General features: G+C 62.8%; 17 protein-coding genes. 4 read left to right on the top strand and 13 right to left on the bottom strand.

Going from position 1 to position 17,089, the window contains the following annotated elements:
- The first annotated feature begins 85 nt into the window (after positions 1-85).
- The 3 genes from AXF13_RS12710 (at position 86) to AXF13_RS12695 (ending at position 2,119) form a co-directional block, all read left to right on the top strand.
- Complete coding sequence (locus tag AXF13_RS12710; RefSeq protein ID WP_062253768.1) at positions 86-406, top strand: thioredoxin family protein; 321 nt, start codon at positions 86-88, stop codon at positions 404-406.
- 51 nt (positions 407-457) lie between these two features.
- Positions 458-934, top strand: coding sequence for a glycine/sarcosine/betaine reductase complex selenoprotein A (grdA, locus tag AXF13_RS12700; protein ID WP_083522096.1), 477 nt, complete (start codon positions 458-460; stop codon positions 932-934).
- Between the two features lie 246 nt (positions 935-1,180).
- On the top strand, positions 1,181-2,119 hold the full coding sequence (locus tag AXF13_RS12695) for an AEC family transporter (RefSeq protein WP_062253766.1): 939 nt from the start codon (positions 1,181-1,183) through the stop codon (positions 2,117-2,119).
- A 29-nt stretch (positions 2,120-2,148) separates the two neighbouring features.
- Here AXF13_RS12695 and AXF13_RS12690 read toward each other — a convergent pair whose 3' ends face one another.
- The 13 genes from AXF13_RS12690 to AXF13_RS12630 form a co-directional block, all read right to left on the bottom strand.
- Positions 2,149-2,733: a hypothetical protein gene (locus tag AXF13_RS12690; RefSeq protein WP_062253764.1), complete on the bottom strand. Its 585-nt coding sequence runs from the start codon at positions 2,731-2,733 to the stop codon at positions 2,149-2,151.
- A 268-nt stretch (positions 2,734-3,001) separates the two neighbouring features.
- The gene (locus tag AXF13_RS12685; RefSeq protein ID WP_062253763.1) at positions 3,002-3,538 is read right to left on the bottom strand and encodes an HdeA/HdeB family chaperone; all 537 of its coding nucleotides are present in this window, start codon (positions 3,536-3,538) and stop codon (positions 3,002-3,004) included.
- A gap of 166 nt (positions 3,539-3,704) precedes the next feature.
- On the bottom strand, positions 3,705-4,565 hold the full coding sequence (locus AXF13_RS12680; protein ID WP_008683212.1) for an FAD/NAD(P)-binding protein: 861 nt from the start codon (positions 4,563-4,565) through the stop codon (positions 3,705-3,707).
- 396 nt (positions 4,566-4,961) lie between these two features.
- A complete protein-coding gene (locus tag AXF13_RS12675; RefSeq protein WP_009302573.1) occupies positions 4,962-6,035 on the bottom strand; it encodes a 4Fe-4S dicluster domain-containing protein in 1,074 nt (357 codons plus the stop codon).
- Complete coding sequence (locus tag AXF13_RS12670; RefSeq protein ID WP_062253761.1) at positions 6,032-7,480, bottom strand: hydrogenase iron-sulfur subunit; 1,449 nt, start codon at positions 7,478-7,480, stop codon at positions 6,032-6,034. Before AXF13_RS12670 ends, AXF13_RS12675 begins: the two co-directional genes overlap by 4 nt.
- Entirely contained in the window at positions 7,468-9,429 is a 1,962-nt protein-coding gene (locus AXF13_RS12665; protein ID WP_008683215.1) for a CoB--CoM heterodisulfide reductase iron-sulfur subunit A family protein, read from the bottom strand. Before AXF13_RS12665 ends, AXF13_RS12670 begins: the two co-directional genes overlap by 13 nt.
- Positions 9,426-10,322: a CoB--CoM heterodisulfide reductase iron-sulfur subunit B family protein gene (locus tag AXF13_RS12660; RefSeq protein ID WP_062253759.1), complete on the bottom strand. Its 897-nt coding sequence runs from the start codon at positions 10,320-10,322 to the stop codon at positions 9,426-9,428. Before AXF13_RS12660 ends, AXF13_RS12665 begins: the two co-directional genes overlap by 4 nt.
- A complete protein-coding gene (locus AXF13_RS12655) occupies positions 10,319-10,903 on the bottom strand; it encodes a 4Fe-4S dicluster domain-containing protein (RefSeq protein ID WP_008683217.1) in 585 nt (194 codons plus the stop codon). The genes AXF13_RS12660 and AXF13_RS12655 overlap by 4 nt, the downstream gene beginning before the upstream one ends.
- 126 nt (positions 10,904-11,029) lie before the next feature.
- Positions 11,030-11,488 (bottom strand): type II 3-dehydroquinate dehydratase, encoded by a 459-nt coding sequence (aroQ, locus tag AXF13_RS12650; RefSeq protein ID WP_062253757.1) that lies wholly within the window; start codon positions 11,486-11,488, stop codon positions 11,030-11,032.
- A 148-nt stretch (positions 11,489-11,636) separates the two neighbouring features.
- Positions 11,637-12,530: a shikimate dehydrogenase family protein gene (locus AXF13_RS12645; protein WP_062254898.1), complete on the bottom strand. Its 894-nt coding sequence runs from the start codon at positions 12,528-12,530 to the stop codon at positions 11,637-11,639.
- Positions 12,531-12,835: 305 nt separating this feature from the next.
- Positions 12,836-14,347 (bottom strand): flagellar hook protein FlgE, encoded by a 1,512-nt coding sequence (locus tag AXF13_RS12640; RefSeq protein ID WP_062253755.1) that lies wholly within the window; start codon positions 14,345-14,347, stop codon positions 12,836-12,838.
- Positions 14,348-14,794: 447 nt separating this feature from the next.
- Entirely contained in the window at positions 14,795-15,253 is a 459-nt protein-coding gene (locus AXF13_RS12635; RefSeq protein WP_062253753.1) for a rhodanese-like domain-containing protein, read from the bottom strand.
- 16 nt (positions 15,254-15,269) lie between these two features.
- Positions 15,270-16,460 (bottom strand): pyridoxal phosphate-dependent aminotransferase, encoded by a 1,191-nt coding sequence (locus AXF13_RS12630; RefSeq protein WP_062253750.1) that lies wholly within the window; start codon positions 16,458-16,460, stop codon positions 15,270-15,272.
- Positions 16,461-16,549: 89 nt separating this feature from the next.
- Between AXF13_RS12630 and AXF13_RS12625 the strand changes: the two genes are divergently transcribed.
- Positions 16,550-16,981, top strand: a complete 432-nt coding sequence (locus AXF13_RS12625; protein WP_062253748.1) for a YbhB/YbcL family Raf kinase inhibitor-like protein — start codon at positions 16,550-16,552, stop codon at positions 16,979-16,981.
- Positions 16,982-17,089 lie beyond the last annotated feature (108 nt).

Raw genomic sequence — 17,089 nt, 5'->3', positions numbered from 1 at the left:
ACAAAAATCTTCATTAATCACACGTTCCAGGAAAATGTCTCCATCCCTTTGCGGCATATACAACACGCAAGCAGCGAGGTGCACTATGGTTATCGTGGACAAGGAAAATTTCGAAGCGGAAGTGCTCAACAGCGCTATGCCCGTCATCGTGGACCTTTGGGGCCCGCAGTGCGGTCCCTGCCTGGCCCTGATGCCGTCGGTGGAAAAGCTGGCCGAAGAGTACGAGGGGAAAATCAAATTCTGCAAACTGAACGTGGCTGAAAACCGCCGCCTGGTCATCTCCCTCAGGGTCATGGCCGTGCCCACCATTCTGTTTTACAAGGGCGGGGAAAACGTGCAGCGCATCAGCAGCGACGAAGTGACCCTGGACGCCATCCGGGAAGGCGCGGAGAAGCTGTTGGCATAACAACGGCTTGGCTTGTTGCGGAACAAGCAAAGCAACAACAAGGAGTGCATCATGGGTAAACTTGCAGGTAAGAAGCTGCTGCTTCTGGGCGAGCGGGACGGTGTTCCCGGTCCGGCCATGGCGGCGGTCTTCGCCAACTCCGGGGCCGAGGTGCTGTTCTCGGCCACCGAATGTTTTGTCTGAACCGCCGCAGGCGCCATGGACCTGGAAAATCAGCAGCGTGTGAAAGACGCCGCTGAGAAGGTCGGGGCGGAAAACCTGGTGGTGGTGCTCGGCTCTTCCGACCCCGAAGGGGCGGAAATCTATGCCGAAACCGTCACCCTGGGCGACCCCACCTTCGCCGGTCCGTTGGCGGGAGTCCCGTTGGGACTCTGCGTGTACCATGTGTTTGAAGAGGAAATGAAGAGCGAAGCCGATCCCGCTGCCTGGGAAGAGCAGATCAGCATGATGGAAATGGTGCTGAACACCGAGGCGCTGGCGGCATCCGTGAAGAAGATGCGCGACGCCAACAGCAAGTATTCGCTGTAGGCCGGGCCGCGTCCGAAAATGTGCGCTTCCCCCGCAGAGCGTGACGCACTGCGGGGGAAGCGTCGTACTGAAGGGCCGTGAATGAGTTTTGCTTCAGGCCCCCTGCCCGCGCCGGAGGCGGCCCAAACGGCTGGAGGCGTAAAGTCTCCGTGCCCGGAGGGCAAAACAAAACAACGGACGGAGAACAGAATGACTCTGCCCGCCCCCGCTGTTTACGGAAGCCGCAAAAGCCGCTAAGAAATCCCTATGGTTTTTCTGCACGCCTTGGGGGGAATTTTCGGTCTGCTGCTGGTCGTGGCGGTGGGCTATGCTCTGGCCTGGAAGGGCTGGTTTTCCACGGAAAGCCAGATGCTTTTGCCCAGGCTGGTGACCTATGTGGCCCTGCCGCCTTTTCTGATGTGCACGCTGTTGCAGTCCTTTGACCGCGACCATCTGCTGCACATGCTCTACGGCGCGCTGCTGCCCTTCACCTCTCTGGTCATCACTTTCAGTCTGGCCTGGGTGGTGGGCAGGATAGCTCATGTGCAGCGAAAGCACTTCGGCCTGTTCTGCGCCTGTGTTTCCAATTCCAATACCATCTTTGTGGGCATTCCGGTCAATCTGGCCCTGTTCGGGGAGGAATCCCTGCCCTATGTGCTGCTCTATTACTTTGCCAGCACCATCTTTTTCTGGACTGTGGGCAACTACGCCATCAGCAGCGACGGCTGCGGGGATGGCCGGGAACGGACACGGCTCTGCGACAATATCCGACACATTTTTTCACCGCCCATGCTGGGTTTTCTGACCGGCCTGGCCTTGGTGATGTTCAAGGTGGATCTGCCGCGTTTTCTGCTGGATGCGGCCAAATATCTGGGCAATCTGACCACGCCCCTGGCTCTGCTGTTCATCGGCGTCACCCTGCAAACCATGGATCTGCGCCGCCTCAAGCTCGACCGGGACCTGGTTCTGGCCCTGGTCGGCCGCCTGGTGGTCAGCCCTCTGGTGGTGCTCTTGCTCGTGCCTCTTTTTCCCATACCGGAACTTATGGGCAAGGTCTTCATCATGCAGGCCTCGCTGCCGGTGCTGATGCAGGCGGCCATCCTCAGCGCCTACTACCGCACGGACCCGGAATTCGGCGCGTTGATGGTTTCCCTGTCCACGCTGCTTTCGGCTCTGACCATTCCCATCTATATGACCCTGCTCTGAGCGGCTCCCGAAATCTCCCATAAACCGGGTCATTTTCCCTGCATGCGCCGCAGCACGTCCAGAAGCGGCGCGTCGGGCGTGTGCGCGCATTCCTTCCAGACCAGTTCAGCCGCTCCGGCGGGTATGTCCCGCAGGGCTTCCCCGATGTTGCTGCCGTCCCTGGCCTGATCATAGGCGTAAAGCCAGATGCCGAAAAAGAAGGCGTCCTCATTATGATCGCCCGCAGCCAGGATATCCCGGCAACGGGTCATGGTTGTTTTCCAGGGGCCGCGATGCCAGGTTTTTTTCTGTTCTCGCCAGACTTCGGCCAACCCGCGCTCGGGATGTGCGGCGCAGATCCGTTCCACGCGGGCCAGCAGGGCGTCCAGATCGCGCGGGTTGAAACCCGTGCCGCCGTGCCGGGCGCTGACATAGGCGTCCAGCTCCAACGCCTCCAGGAGACGGCGCATTCTTTCGCCGCCCGGCTTAAGCGCGGGCTCGGCCCAGGCCGCGCACATGACTGAGGCCGAATCCGTGAAAACTTCCCGTCCGGCGGCGTCAGGCGGCGTGCTTTGCGGCCATGCCGTCAGCGGCAGGCAGAGCAGGAAGGCGCACAGCGCCGGGATGTTCCGCATATTTCCCCCTTCAGACATTTTCACATTGAAAATGGGCAAATGCACGGCGGCCGCGAGAGCAGCGTCACAGCTTTAGAACAGGTCAACTTTGATGTTATGCATTTCAAAGTCAAAGGCATGCTTACTCCGCCGTAAAGCCTTACGGGTTTTGCGTGTCGGATTTTTCAAATGAGGCACTGGATGCTGCGAAGGCCGCGGCCGGGGGAGAGAGCGTGTTGCGTCTCCCGCTGCGGTCGCGGCCTTCGGCATGGTCAGACTTGGGAAGGATTTATTTGACGCTTTCACGCATGACGTCGAGCATCAGCGCCTCAGGCTTTTTGGAGCAGGCATCCAGATACGCCTTGAGCGTGTCGTCGCTTTCCAGCACCGAGCCGGGCTTGCCGCTCTTCTGGCGGTTGTAGCCGTCCAGCCAGATCACAAAGCCGCTGCCGTCGTCTTCATTGGCCTTATAGTCTTTGCAGGTCGTTTTGTCCGCCCGCCAGGGGCCGTCGGCTGCCACAGGCTGGTTCTTGCGGGCCTCCTGCCAGAGAGTGACCACCTTTTCAGTGGGCTTGGCCTGGCAGGCCGCATAGACCTGCTCCAGCAGCGGAGCCATGATGTCCGGATCGGCCACGGCCTTGCCCTGCGCGGCGGCGGCATAGCCGTCGATCTGCAGCCCTTCGAACAGCGGCGGCTGGCCGGACGTGCTGGAAATGGCCACCAGTTCAGCGCAGATGAAATTGGACGGGTCGATTTTTTCGTCCGCCGCCTGGGCTCCTGCGGGCAGGGTCAGCATAAGGCAGCAGAGGATAAACAGTTTTTTCATTCTTTCTCCCTTGGATGGAACGTTGTGACTTTTCTTCCATTACCCACGAGCCCGCATCTGTCAACAGGCGATATAAAACGGCCGCCGGAAAATCTCCGGCGGCCGTGGGAAGACGTGAAACCTATGGGATTTTTTGATCTGTTGCCAGCTTTTCAGACGTGTTTCCCTAAAGCTCCGGGGGCAGCTCCTGCAATTCCTTCCAGGTAAACACCGGCCCGTCCACACAGACGTAGCGGCCGCCGATATTGCAGCGCCCGCAGATGCCGATGCCGCATTTCATGCGTTTTTCCAGGGTGGTGACAATGTTCTCCGGCGCGAAGTTCAGCTTTTGCAGAGCCTGCACCGTGAACTTGATCATGATCGGCGGCCCGCAGAGCACGGCCACGCAGTTGGCCGGGTCGGGATTCAGTTCCAAAAGCACATTGGGGATCAGGCCCACCTTGTGCTCCCAGCCTTCAAAGGGGGCGTCGATGCACAGGGTGCAGTCCAGGTCGGGACGCCGCAGCCAGTCTTCCAGCTCATAGCTGAAGGCCATGTCGCGGGGCGAGCGCGCGCCGTAGAGCAGGCTGATCTTGCCGTAGTCCGCCTTGTGTTCCAGCAGATGCAGCATGATGGTGCGGATGGGTGCCATGCCGATGCCGCCGCCCACGAAGAAGATGTCCTTGCCCTTCCAGTCGTTGTAGGGGAAGAAGTTGCCCAGCGGGGCGCGCACGCCCACCTTGTCGCCGGGCGACAGGCGGTGGATGGCGGCGGTCACTTCACCGGCCTGCATGACCGAGAATTGCAGATAATCCTTCCGTGACGGCGGGGAGTTGATGACGAACGTGGATTCGCCCGCGCCGAACACCGAGAGTTGGCCTACCTGGCCCGGCTCGTGGGTGAAGGACTCCATGGCTTCGGGATCGTCCAGGACCACGCGCAGGGTCTTGATATTGCCGGTTTCCTGGATGACTTCGGCCACGGTGGCGGGCATGGGTTTATAAGGATTGCCCTGGGGCTTGGGCCGGGGCGAGATCTCCCGCAGCATGCCCTTGCCGCCCGCGGGGGCTTTAGGGGCGGTTTTGGGGGCCGTCTTGGCCTTGGACTCAGCCTTGGGCGCGGGGGCGGCTTCGGGAGCCGGGACCTCGGCGGGCGTTTCCACGGCGGGGACGGCGCTTTCCTTGACGGCCAGTTCGCCCTCTTCCCTCACCACAGGGGGGTGCTCCTCATGCGCCACAAGGTCCGCCTCCGGGCGCACGGCCGGAGAGACCGGCCGGGCGGACGCGGGCACTTCGGCGGGCCGGGGCTTCGGGGGCGCGTCTTTCTTGGGCGCGGCGGCCTTGGCAGCTTCCTTGGGCGCGGTTTTGGGAGCGGCCTTGGCGGCCGTCTTGGATGCGGTTTTGGCTTTGCCGGAAGTTTTCTTGGTAGCCATGCGTCAGCTCCTCTACTCGGCGGTAGCCTGGTCTGCGTTGAGCGCGGCGAGCACTATGGCGCGGATGTCCAGGCAAACAGGGCAGTTGCTGATGCAGCGGCCGCAGCCGTTGCAGGAGAATGCCCCCCAGTTTTCAGGATAGGTGGAGAACTTGTGCGACACGCGGTTGCGCATGCGAAAGGCTTTGAGCATGCGCGGGTTGTGGCCGCTGGCCTCGCGGGTGAACAGCGAGGACATGCAGTTGTCCCAGCTGCGCAGGCGGCGTCCGCCCTTTTCGCTCAGGCCTTCGCCTTCGTCCGTGATGCTGAAGCAATAGCAGGTGGGGCAGAAGTAGGTGCAGGCCCCACAGGACAGGCAGCGGTCGGTCTGGCTCTGCCAGAACTCCGTATCGGTGAACAGGGCCGCCAATTTTTCCGGCGCGCCCTTGATATTGGGCGCGGGCTCCAAGGTGGCCCAGGCGGCTTTGCGCGCGGCCTCGGCCAGGGGGAACTGTTCCGCGCCGTCGGGCAGATCCGAGGCGGCCAGCAGTTCCTCGCCCTTGGGCGTCACGGCCTGAAGCACGTAGCCGCCTTCAATCTCGGTCATCAGCACATCCGACCCCTCGGGGGAGGAAGGACCGCCGCCCACCCAGTGGCAGAAACAGGTATTGCAGCCGGAGGCGCAGGTGATGGTGACCACCGTGAGCGCCTCGCGCCGGGCCTTGTAATAGGGATCGGCAAAAGGACCTTGCAGGTAGGGCCGGTCCAGCACGGAAAAACCGCGCGCGTCGCAGGGGCGGCAGGCGAAGACCACCGTGGGCTGGGCCTCAATGCTGTCGTCCAGGCTCATGGTCACGCGCTCGGGATTTTCCGGGTCTTTGCTTTTTTTATAGCTCACCAGGGTTTCACACTGGGGCAGCACCGCCGCCTTGGGCGGCACGGTGGCCTTTTCCAGGGTGAAGGGCATGCCCCGGCTCCAGGGCTCGTAGACCACGGAGCGCTTGTTGGCCGGTTTTTCCACCGGCACCAGCACGCGGCGGCCGTTTTGCGAGAGGAAGGCCAGAAGGGCGGGCAGGCCGTCGGATGTGACAAAGCGGGTAGTGCTCATTTCCAGTCCCTCTCATGAATGTTCTTTTCTTCCAGCTCATAGCCCAGCAGCGGCGGCACGGCGGCGGGGTCAAGGCCGGCCTTGTAGTCGTCGAAGAGCCGGCTGACGGCGCGGGCGATCTGCTGGCGCAGGGCCAGGATCGGGATGCCCACCGGGCAGGCCCGCTGGCATTCGCCGCAGCCCGTGCAGCGCCCGGCCAAGTGCAGGGCGTGGATGGTCTGGAAAAAGAGTTTTTCGCGCGTGCTGTCCTCCTGGCTCATCCAGTGCGGGTCGCGGCTGTCGGAAACGCAGAAGTCGCGGCACACGCACATGGGACAGGCATTGCGGCAGGCGTAGCAGCGCAGGCAGCGCTCCATCTGGCCGCGCCAGAAGGCCATGCGCTCCTCAAGGCTCATGGAATCCAGCAGGGCCAGCTCCGGCGGAGTGTACGCGCCGGGCTCCACCTTGACCGGCTCGCCCGCGCTCGTGTCGGCCAGCACAGCCATGGGCGTGGTGCAGCCGTAGCATTTGCCCTGGGCGAAGTCGGTCATGCAGAAACGGTGTTCCTTGCCGTCGGCCGTGATGGTCACCCCGGCCTCGTCGTAGGCCACCTTGTCGATCTTCGTGTAGCGGCCCAGCTTTTGGTTGACGCGGGCCATATCCAGCGTGCCCTCGCAGGGCAGTGCGAAAATGGTCACGTCCTCGCGTCTGATCAGGTTTTCCTGCAACAGTTCCACCACCGAGCGCGAATCGCAGCCCTTGACCACGATGCCCACCTTCTTGCCCTTGAAGGAGGGCAGGTAGACGGCCGGGTTATTGACGTTGAAAGGCCCCCAGACCAGTTTGTCCACGTCTTCCGGGGTCTTCATGAACAGGGGCACGGTATGCGCGCCGTCATAGCCCTGCTGCCAGCCGATGACGCAGTCCAGTTCCGGCAGCTTGGCCTTGATGGCTTCCTTGAGCTGGTTCAGGGCGGCGTTCTGAGCGGTGCCCAGGGGGCGCAACGAGGTCAGGGCCATATCCGCGATCTTCAGCAGGGGCTCGGCGTCCTCCAGGCGGGGCGCGGGGCCCAGCTTGTGGATGCGGTCGGTAAAGACCGTGACCACCTGCTGCCAGCGCTGGCCTTCGGAGGCCGAAACCCAGGTGTACTCGAAGCGCCGCTCGTCAATGCCCAGCACGGGCAGAAACTGTTTGAGCACTTCCAGACGGCGGCGGGCGTAGAAGTTGCCCGCGGCGTAGTGGCAGTCACGCGGGTGGCAGCCGGAAACCAGCACGCCGTCCGCGCCGTTGAGCAGGGCCTTGACGATGAAGAGCGGGTCGATGCGGCCCGAACAGGGCACGCGGATGATTCTGAGGTCCGTGGGCTGCCCGGCGCGGGCCACGCCCGCCGTGTCGGCGCCGCCGTAGGAGCACCAGTTGCAGAGAAAACCCACAATCCGCAGTTCTTTGCCGTTCAGCACTGGCATAGCGCGTTCACCTCCGCAAGAATCTGGTTGTCGGTGGCGTGGGAGAGCTGGATGGCGCCCTGCGGGCAGGTGGCCGTGCACAGACCGCAGCCCTGGCAGACGGTCTCAATGACCTGGGCCTTCTGCTCGCCGCGGATTTCCACTTCCTTGATGGCCCCGAAGGGGCAGCAGCGGATGCATTTGCCGCAGTCCACGCAACGGCGGATGTCCACCTGGGCGATCTGCGGGTCGCTCTCCAGCTTGTCGCGGGCGAAGAGCGCCAGCACCTTTGCCGCCGCCGCCGAGCCCTGGGCCACGGAGGCCGGAATGTCCTTGGCTCCCTGGCAGACGCCCGCCAGGAACACGCCGGCGGTATTGGTTTCCACGGGCTTGAGCTTCACATGGCTTTCCATGAAGAAGCCGTAGTGGTCGTAGGAGATGCGCAGCTTCTCGGCCAGCTGGGGCGAGCCCTTGCTGGCTTCGATGCCCACGGCCAGGACCACCAGGTCGGCCTTGATCTCCACGGGCTCGCCCAGCAGGGTGTCCACGCCCATGACCACGTACTGGCCGTTGCCGTCGGGGTAGATGCTCGAAACGCGGCCCCGGATGTACTCCGTCCCGTATTCCTCCATGGCCCGGCGGGTGAATTCGTCGTACATCTTGCCCGGCGCGCGGATGTCCATGTAAAAGACGTAGGACTGGGAATTGGGGATGTGGTCCTTGGTCAGCACGGCCTGCTTGGCCGTGTACATGCAGCAGAAACCCGAGCAGTAGGGCCGCCCGATGGATTTGTCGCGCGAGCCCACGCACTGGATGAAGACCACCTTCTGCGGTTCGCGGCCGTCCGAGGGGCGCAGGATGTGGCCGCCCGTGGGGCCGGAGGCGGACAAGAGGCGCTCGTACTGCAGCGAGGTGATCACGTCGGGATATCTGCCGCCGCCGTATTCCTCGTACACGGTCCAGTCCATGAGATCGTAACCCGTGGCCGCCACGATGGAGCCCACTTCCTCGGTGACTATCTCGTCCTGCATGTCGTATTGGATGGCCCCGGTGGGGCAGACCTTGGCGCAGACGCCGCACTTGCCCTTGACGAACTGGCGGCAGTGCGCGGCGTTGATGACCGCCTTTTTGGGAATGGCCTGCGGGAAGGCGATGGTGATGGCCGTGGTGGGGCCGGTAAATTCATTGAAGGCGTCGGGCGTCTTCTTGCTGGGGCATTTTTCAGTGCAGGCCCCGCAGCCCGTGCATTTGCTCCAGTCCACGTAGGCGGCCTTCTTGCGGATCTTCACCGTGAAGTTGCCCACATAGCCCGAGATGTCCTCCACTTCCGAGTAGGCGTAGAGGGTGATGTTGGGATGCTGGGCCACGTCCACCATCTTGGGGCCCAGAATGCAGGCCGAGCAGTCCACAGTGGGGAAGGTCTTGTCCAGCTTGGCCATTTTGCCGCCGATGGTGGCTTCGCGTTCCACCAGAATCACCGGCACGCCGCCGTCGGCGCAGTCCAGGGCGGCCTGGATGCCCGCCACGCCGCCGCCGATGACCAGCACCTTCTTGGTCACGTCGAAGGATTTGGCCTGCAGGGGCTTGTCGTTGCGCAACTTTTCCACGGCCAGGAGCACCAGCTCGGCGGCCTTGTTGGTGTTGGCTTCCTTGTCCTTGCCGATCCAGGAGACGTGCTCGCGGATGTTGGCCATTTCGAACATGTAGCGGTTGAGCCCGGCCCGTTCCACGGTGCGGCGGAAGGTGGGCTCGTGCATGCGCGGCGTACAGGAGGCCACCACCACGCCGTCCAGCTTGTGCTCGTGGATGGCGGCCTCAATGGCGGCCTGGCCCGGCTCGGCGCAGGTGTACATGGGATCGTCGGCATAGACCACGTCAGGAAAACCGCGGGCGATTTCAGCTACTTTGGCGCAGTCCACGGTGCCGCCGATATTGCTGCCGCAATGGCAGATAAAGACGCCTATTCTCATGATCTGTCTCCTTCGCCGGCCTGCGCGCCGTCAATTTTGCGCAGCAGATCGTCGGCGCTGACGCGGAGTTTTTCAAGGCCGAGATGCTCGGGGGCGATGCCGAAGGCCAGGCCCATCATCTGGGTGAAGTAGAGCACGGGCATGCGGAAGAAGGCGTCGGCCTCCTTGGCGGCCTGTTTCTGGCGCAGATCCAGGTTCATCTGGCAGAGCGGACAGGCCACCACAACGGCGTCCACACCCATCCGCGTGGCCAGCTCCAGAATACGGCCCGAATTGCGCGCGGTCATGGCCCGTTCGGGAATGCCGAAGGACGCGCCGCAACAGGCGGTCTTGAGCGGAAAATCCACCATTTCCGCGCCGCAGGCGGAAAGCAGGCTTTCCATGAGGGTGGGATTTTCCGGGTCCCCGAAGTCCATGATTTCCGGCGGGCGGCTCATCAGGCAGCCGTAATAGGCGGCCAGCTTGACGCCCTTGAGGCTCTTTTTCACCATGGCGGCAATGGCATCGGCGTCGTAAACCTGGGCAATGCCCTGCATTACCGAGGTGACCGGAGGAAACTGCGCCGCCGCCGGGCTGTCCAGCAGCTCGTCCACGCGCGCGCGGAACTCGGGATTTTCCATGCGCTTGGCCGCGTGGCGCAGATTGGACAGGCAGCTGGGGCAGGGCGTCAGCACGGTTTCGGCCTGCTCGCGGGCCGCGATGTCCAGATTGCGGACGCAGAGGGCCGCGGAAAGCTCGGTGTCCACGGCGTGGGCCGGGGTGGAACCACAGCAGTTCCAGCCGGGCAGTTCCTCAAGATACATGCCCAGAGCCGCGCATACGGCCTGGGTGGATTTTTCATAATCCGCCGAGGAGCCTTTGGCCGAACAGCCGGGATAGTAGGAAAATTTCATGGCCGCACCCCCTCGCGTTTGGCGCGCTCCTTATAGCGCTGCATGATCCGGGCCACGGCGTCGGCCCCGCCGCCGGGGATGGCGTGGGGTTTGAAGCCCAGCTTTTTCTTTTTCAGCGCCTCGGGCGCGAGATCCAGGTCGGTGAACAGGCGCATGGAGCGCATCATGTACAGCGCCATGGTGCCGATCTCGTAGGTGCGGCCGAAGGCGCGCACGGTATCGAGAAAGGAGAACCAGAACTTTTCCACCTTGGGCACGGCCACCCGGCCCTCTTTGCGGGCCATGTGCCGCAGGGTCTCCATGACCGCCGCCACATCGATATTGTTGGGGCAGCGCAGGGAACAGGTGGAACAGGACAGGCACAACCAGATAGAGCGCGAATTGAGCACCTCATCTTTCAGGCCGAGCTGCACGCCGCGCATGATCTGATTGACCTGCCGGTCGTAGACAAAGCCTGCCGGGCAGCCGGCGGTGCAGTTGCCGCACTGGTAGCAGGTAGAAACGTTTTGGCCGCTTTGCGCCTCCACTTCCGCCGTAAAGGCGGCGTCGCGCATCCGGCTCAGGTTGATGGCGTCGTTCATGACAACTCTCTGGTTAGAGGCTGAAGGACAGGGGCGGATGAAAGCCAAATTTTTTTGGTATCTACAGGAGAAGATAGTAAAAATCTAGGTGCTGGCCGGGAAAAGTCAAATATAAAATCTTTTCTTTCACAACCTCCTGGTATCACGCGTATTTTGGATCAAGTTCCAGGCCGCGCGCAGTCCCAGAAGATAGCTCTGCACGCCGAAACCGGCGATGCTGCCCGCGCTGACCGTCGAAAGTACGGACTCGTGGCGGAAGGCTTCACGCGCATGTACATTGGACATATGCACTTCCACCACGGGCATGTCGAGAATGGCGAGCGCGTCCGCAATGGCGTAACTGTAGTGGGTCCAGGCGCCGGCGTTGATGACCACGGCCCGGATGCCCTCGCCGGGGACGCGGTGGATGCGTTCCACCATCTCCCCCTCGTGGTTGGTCTGGAAGGTTTCCAGCTCCACGCCCAGCTCCTTGCCCAGATCCGCCAGGGCGGCGTTGATGTCCGCCAGGGTGGCCGTGCCGTAGTGGGCCGGGTCGCGCTTGCCGAACATGTTCAGGTTGACGCCGTGCAGAATCAGAATTTTCATGGGAGTATTTCCGTTCTCTTCTCTGAAAGATGTCAGTGTGCGCCGTACAGGGCGGTTTCCAGAGCCTGCCGGTAGGTGCTGTTAATTGCCTGGATGAATTTGATAACAGCAATTGACCATGGTAGGTATTTCGATACGTGTACCTTGGCTATATACCATACAGGGCGGCTTCCAGATCCTGCCGGGAGGTGGCGGGCAGGGGCCTGCCGGTCCAGAGCCGGAACTGGGCGTCGCCCTGGCCGAAGAACATTTCCAGGCCCGTGACGCAACGCCGCCCGGCCTGCCGCGCTTCGCGCAGAAAGCGGGTTTCCAGCGGGTTGTAGACGATGTCGTAGGCCAGGCCCGCGCCGCCGTCCCCACCGTAGGTGTTTCCGGCCGCCGCGTCTGTCGCGGATGCGACATGGCCGGGCGCGGCCAGGCTGAAATCATAGGGGCTTTCTTCCTCATATTTGCCGCGCATGCCCAGAGGCGTGGCGTTGATGATCAGGCTAGCTGGCACATCGTGGCGCTGCTCCCAGGGCACGGGCGTAAAGCCGAAGCGCTCGGCCAGGGACAGGTGTCTGCGGTTGGAGGGCGTTGCCGCAAAGACCTTGCGGCAACGGCGCAGACGCAGCCCGGCGGCCACGGCGTGGGCCGCGCCGCCCGCGCCCAGCAGGAGCGCGTCCATGTTTTCCAGGGGCACGGCCGCCAGCGGGGCCAGAAAGCCGCTCACGTCGGTATTTTCACCGCAGAGGTCTTCGCCGTCCCAATAAACGGTGTTGGCCGCCCCGGCCAGCTCCGCCTGCTCGCTGACCCGGTCCAGCAGGGGCAGCAGGGCCATTTTGTGCGGAATGGTCACCGAACAGCCCCGGATGCCCAGCAGGCGCACGCTGTCCACAAAAGCGGCCAGGCGTTCCGGCGGCACTTCCCAGCGCAGATAAACGGCCGGAATGCCCAGCGCCTGAAAACCACTGTTGTGCAGCAGCGGGGAAAGGCTCTGGGCCAGGGGCCAGCCGATCACGCCGTAGAGCTGCGAGGGAAGAAAGGGGGGTATGTCGGACATGGGAGGCTCGGGGATGACGGTGACGGACAAGCGGGCCGCGTAAACGCACGCCGCCGCCACGTCAGAATAGCCTATCCCGGTCCGCCGGGCAAGAATGCGGTCCCCGTGGGCAGGGATGGGCGGCAGAATCTGCCGCCCGGAGGGGTTCCGGCGCGGATTAGGGCAGATTGCCTTTGAAACGTGCAGCGTTTCAAAAGTTCATTCAGCCGAAGAACGCGGTCTTCGGCTGAATCCACGCCGCGTTGCGGCGGGCGGCCCGGTTTACTCGCCGCCCCGCATTCCAACTTTTTCAAAGTCGGAATGCTCTAACGCTTCAGTTCCATGGCCTTCTGAAGCATCTGGTCCGCCGTGGTCACCACTTTGCTGTTGGACTGGAAGCCGCGCTGGGTGATGATCATGTTGACCATTTCCGTAGCCATGTCCACATTGGAATTTTCGACGTTATAGGCGTTCACGGTGCCGTAATTTTCCGTTCCGGCCACGCCCATTTCCATCTGCCCGGCTTCCTCAGTGGCCGAGAAAAGATTGCTGCCCTCGCGGCGCAGGCCGTCCTCGCTGGTGAAGCGGCAGACCGGGATCTGCCAGAGGTTCTGGCCCTGGCCGTTGGAATACCGGCCCACCACTGTTCCGTCGGGCGTGATGCCGATGGTGCTCAGCGTGCCCTCGGCATAGCCGTCCTGCTTGTAGCCGCCTGTGGGCGAGGAGCTGTTGTAGGCCGTGGTGGCGCCTTCGGCGCGCACGGCGCCCGCGCCCATGGAGGGCAGCTTGCTCTGGTCCGTGCCGACCTCCGCCGCCGAGGCCGGAGCGTTCTGCCAGCCTCCGGCGGCGCTGATGCCGAAATTCACGGTCATGGCCGCGCCGTCCAGATTGAGCTGGGGCAGGCCGCCTTCCAACTGGGCGGGCTGCCAGTCCGCAAGATTCTTGCTGCCTTCCGCGGAGGGCGTGAAGGCGGACATGCCGGTCAGGCGGCCCGAGGCGTCGAACTGCAGAACGCCGCTCATCAGCAGGCCGTCGCCCTCCGAAGGCTGAATGGGGTTGCCGTCCGCATCGGTCTTGCCCGCGGCCGCTCCGGCGGCAATGACGAATTCAATCATGGAACCCGCCGTGCTGTCGGGCGTGCCGTCGAAATAGGCCGTGACCGTGCGCGCGTTGCCGTCGGCGTCGTAGAGCGTCATGGCCTGGGAATAGGCGTAGGAGTCGGAGGAAAGGGGGGGCTTGCCCGCCGCGTTATAAAGCCCCAGCAGCCCGAAATAGGGATTGTCGGCATCCTCGGTCTTATTTTGATTCGAATTCAGATTGAGGGTCAGATCCACCCGGGCCGTGCTCTTGGCGGGCATGGTGCCGAACCTGTCGATCTTGACTTCCTGCAGGCCGCCCAGGCTGCCGTCCGTGTTATACTGGTAGCCGTTGAGGGCCAGGCCCGTGGGGGTGCGCCACACGCCCTCGTTGTCCGGGCGGAAGTCGCCCGCGCGGGTGTAGTAGAGATTCGCGCCGTCGCTGACCTGGAAGAAACCCTTGCCGTTGATGGCCATGTCCGTGACAGTATTGGTGGACTCCAGAGCGCCCTGCTGAAAAATGGTGCGCACCGCGTCCACCTGCACGCCCTTGCCGGTCTGGCCCAGGGCCACGCGCGAATTCTCCTGGGCGTTCCACCAGTCACCCGTACCGCCCTGGCTCGTGGAGAGCATATCGGAAAAAAGGGTATTCTGCTGCTTGTAGCCGATGGTGCTGACATTGGCCAGATTATTGGTAGTCACCTGCATGCCCTGGCTCATGCCCTTCATGCCGGTGGCTCCGATGTACAGTGCCGAGTTCACATGCGCCTCCGAAAAAAAGCGGGCGAAGAGGAAAAATCTTCCTCTCCGCCCCCAAGAGAAGCAGTATTCATGCCAACGGCAAATCAGGCTCAGCCCTCATTAAAAGCGCCTGCTGCAAAGCCGCCTTTTTCCGTGCGGCTGCGTTGCAAAAAAGAAATTGACCTCGCGGTATGTTCAATACGGCTTCGCCCAATTTCTCCTTTGCGCCTTGCTGCCCGAAAAAATGCAGCTTTTCGCGGACGGCGTTTTAATGAAGGCTGAGCCTAGGGTCTGTTAACACTATAGAATTTTTGTTCGCCTGCAAGGAAGATAAACCTGCTTTGAGGGAGTGTACTCTTCTGGTACTCGACCGAAAAAGCAGGTGAAATCTGACGCGGCAGGAGGGCAAAAAGGCATAGCGTTAACAGGCCCTAGGGCATTTCAGTGTTACCTGCTCTAAACTATTGCTTATTTTTCCAGGGGCAGCCCGGCCTTCTCCCAGGCCTCAATGCCCTGGTTCATATGCAGGATGTTTCTGATCCCTGCCTGTTCCAGTGCCTCTTGGGCTCCGGCGGAACGCTGCCCCGTGCGGCAGTAAAGCAGCACGGGCCTGTCCTTGGGCAGGGCCGCCACATCCAGATCAAAGCGGCCGCCGAAGAAGTCCAGGTTGCGCGCGCCGGTCAGATGCCCCTGCCGGAATTCGCCTGGCGTGCGCACGTCCAGAACCAGCAGCCCCTCGGGCGGGGACCGCAGCAGGGCCGCCGCCTCCTGCACGCTGACGTCCTTGGCCTGGGCGGCGGGCGCGGCCCAGAGCAGGACGCAGAACAGGATGCAGGCCAGCACGCCCGGCAACAGCCCGAGAGCCGCCGGAATGCGGTTCCCGGCATGGCCGGTGACGGCGGGAAGTGAATGCGGATGCCGGGTCATAATGCCGTGTCTCCTTTTACTGGATGGCCTCGCGGGCTTTGGCGAAGCCGTCGGCGGCCTTGCGGATCACGCTTTCGTCCACGCAGAAGGCCAGGCGGAAGTGGCCGGGGCAGCCGAAGCCCGAGCCGGGCACGGCCAGCACGCGCTCTTCCAGCAGCCTGTTCACAAAAGCCACGTCGTCGCCGCCCGGCGCTTTGGGGAAGAAATAGAACGCGCCAGCGGGCATCTGGAATTTATAGCCCGCGTCGCGCAGCACTTCGGCCATGGCTTTGCGCCGGGCCGCGTAGACGGAAAGATCCACCTGGCTGCCCAAGGCCTTGGCCATGATGTGCTGGCCGATGACCGGCGGATTGACAAAGCCCAGAATGCGGTTGGTCAGGGTCAGGCCGGCCATGAGCTCGGCTTTTTCCCGCAACCGGGGCGAAAGGGCCACATAGCCCACGCGCTCGCCGGGCAGGGAGAGGTTTTTGGAAAAAGAGCTGATGCACACGGCATAGGGGTAGAGGGGCAGCACCGAAGGCACTTCCGCGCCGTCATAGGCCAGAAAGCGGTAGGGCTCGTCGGCCACCAGCCAGATGGGCCGCCCGTATTCCTGGCTCTTGTTTTCCAGCAGGCTTGCCAGGGCCGTGAGGTCCTTGCGGCTGTAGATCACGCCCGTGGGATTGTGCGGGGAATTGATCAGCACCACCCGCGTCTTTTCGCTGATGGCCGCCTCCAGGGCCTTGAGGTCCGGGGCGAAGGTGTCCTTCTGGCTCATGACGGCCTTGAACGTGCCGCCGTGGTTGGCGACGTAGAAGCCGTATTCCACAAAGTAGGGGGCAAAGCTGATCATTTCCTCGCCGGGATTGATCACGGCGCGCAGAAAGGCGTTCAACCCGCCCGCAGCGCCGCAGCTCAGCAACACGTCGTCGGCCGCGAGCTTGACGCCCTGCTCGGCGCTGAGGTGGGCGGCCAGCTTTTCGCGCAGCCAGGGAAAGCCGCCGTTGGGCATATAGCCGAAGGCAAAGGGCTCGCCCGCGTGCTCGGCGAAATCGCGCAGCCCTTCAGCCACGGCGGAAGGGGCGGGCAGGTCGGGATTGCCCAGGCTGAAATCGTAGACATTTTCCGCGCCGAAGCGCGCCTTGAGCTGGCCGCCGGCTTCGAACATGCGGCGGATCCATGAAGCGTTGCCCAGGTATCCGGTCACGCTGTCGGCAAGAACTGACATAAACGACTCCTGATGGTTGTTGTCTTCGCCATGACTATTGGTTATAGCTTTGCTGAGCTAGAGAAAGCAATCTCCATTGGAGGCTCTGAATGCGTCTGACTGTGTTCGCCAAAACGGCGCGGCTCATTGTGCCCGCGCTTTTCGCCGCCCTGCTTCTGTCCGCCTGCGCCGCCAAGAATGCGGAGGACGAACAGGCCGATATGACCATTACCGTCACTCTGCGCGATCTGCACCGTTGCTCGCGCATCTCCCCGGAAATCCTCGTCGCCAACGCGCCGGACGGCACGCAGACTTTTGACGTGCGTCTGGTGGAGTATGGCGATGAAGAACGCTTTTTCGGCGGCGGTTCCTGGGATAACGACGGCTCGGGCGTCATCCCCGAGGGCGGCCTGACCCGCCATTACCGCGGCCCCTGCCCTCCGGCGGGCCAGAGCAGGGACTACGCCTTTGTGGTCTCGGCCATGGGCAAGGACAACCTTCAGCCCCTGGCCGTGCGGCTTTATCGTTTTACTCAGGAATAAACGCCGCGTCCATGCCTTTATGCACAGAGCCCCGCCTGCACAAGCAGGCGGGGCTCTGTGGTTGGAGCAATTCACTCAGTGGAGCCCACGTGCAAGGAAGCGACCGGA

The organism is Desulfovibrio fairfieldensis, assembly GCF_001553605.1.
Classification (GTDB): domain Bacteria; phylum Desulfobacterota; class Desulfovibrionia; order Desulfovibrionales; family Desulfovibrionaceae; genus Desulfovibrio; species Desulfovibrio fairfieldensis.
Note: the sequence above shows the minus strand (reverse complement) of the source record. Positions and strands in the feature narration are given on the sequence as shown.

Excerpts from the sequence above, each read along its gene's own strand:
- AXF13_RS12710 (WP_062253768.1), top strand. The coding sequence starts at position 86 with ATGGTTATCGTGGACAAGGAAAATTTCGAAGCGGAAGTGCTCAACAGC.
- AXF13_RS12695 (WP_062253766.1), top strand. The coding sequence starts at position 1,181 with ATGGTTTTTCTGCACGCCTTGGGGGGAATTTTCGGTCTGCTGCTGGTC.
- AXF13_RS12690 (WP_062253764.1), bottom strand. The coding sequence starts at position 2,733 with ATGCGGAACATCCCGGCGCTGTGCGCCTTCCTGCTCTGCCTGCCGCTG.
- AXF13_RS12685 (WP_062253763.1), bottom strand. The coding sequence starts at position 3,538 with ATGAAAAAACTGTTTATCCTCTGCTGCCTTATGCTGACCCTGCCCGCA.
- AXF13_RS12680 (WP_008683212.1), bottom strand. The coding sequence starts at position 4,565 with ATGCTGCGGGAGATCTCGCCCCGGCCCAAGCCCCAGGGCAATCCTTAT.
- AXF13_RS12675 (WP_009302573.1), bottom strand. The coding sequence starts at position 6,035 with ATGAGCACTACCCGCTTTGTCACATCCGACGGCCTGCCCGCCCTTCTG.
- AXF13_RS12670 (WP_062253761.1), bottom strand. The coding sequence starts at position 7,480 with ATGCCAGTGCTGAACGGCAAAGAACTGCGGATTGTGGGTTTTCTCTGC.
- AXF13_RS12665 (WP_008683215.1), bottom strand. The coding sequence starts at position 9,429 with ATGAGAATAGGCGTCTTTATCTGCCATTGCGGCAGCAATATCGGCGGC.
- AXF13_RS12660 (WP_062253759.1), bottom strand. The coding sequence starts at position 10,322 with ATGAAATTTTCCTACTATCCCGGCTGTTCGGCCAAAGGCTCCTCGGCG.
- AXF13_RS12655 (WP_008683217.1), bottom strand. The coding sequence starts at position 10,903 with ATGAACGACGCCATCAACCTGAGCCGGATGCGCGACGCCGCCTTTACG.
- aroQ (WP_062253757.1), bottom strand. The coding sequence starts at position 11,488 with ATGAAAATTCTGATTCTGCACGGCGTCAACCTGAACATGTTCGGCAAG.
- AXF13_RS12645 (WP_062254898.1), bottom strand. The coding sequence starts at position 12,530 with ATGTCCGACATACCCCCCTTTCTTCCCTCGCAGCTCTACGGCGTGATC.
- AXF13_RS12635 (WP_062253753.1), bottom strand. The coding sequence starts at position 15,253 with ATGACCCGGCATCCGCATTCACTTCCCGCCGTCACCGGCCATGCCGGG.
- AXF13_RS12630 (WP_062253750.1), bottom strand. The coding sequence starts at position 16,460 with ATGTCAGTTCTTGCCGACAGCGTGACCGGATACCTGGGCAACGCTTCA.
- AXF13_RS12625 (WP_062253748.1), top strand. The coding sequence starts at position 16,550 with ATGCGTCTGACTGTGTTCGCCAAAACGGCGCGGCTCATTGTGCCCGCG.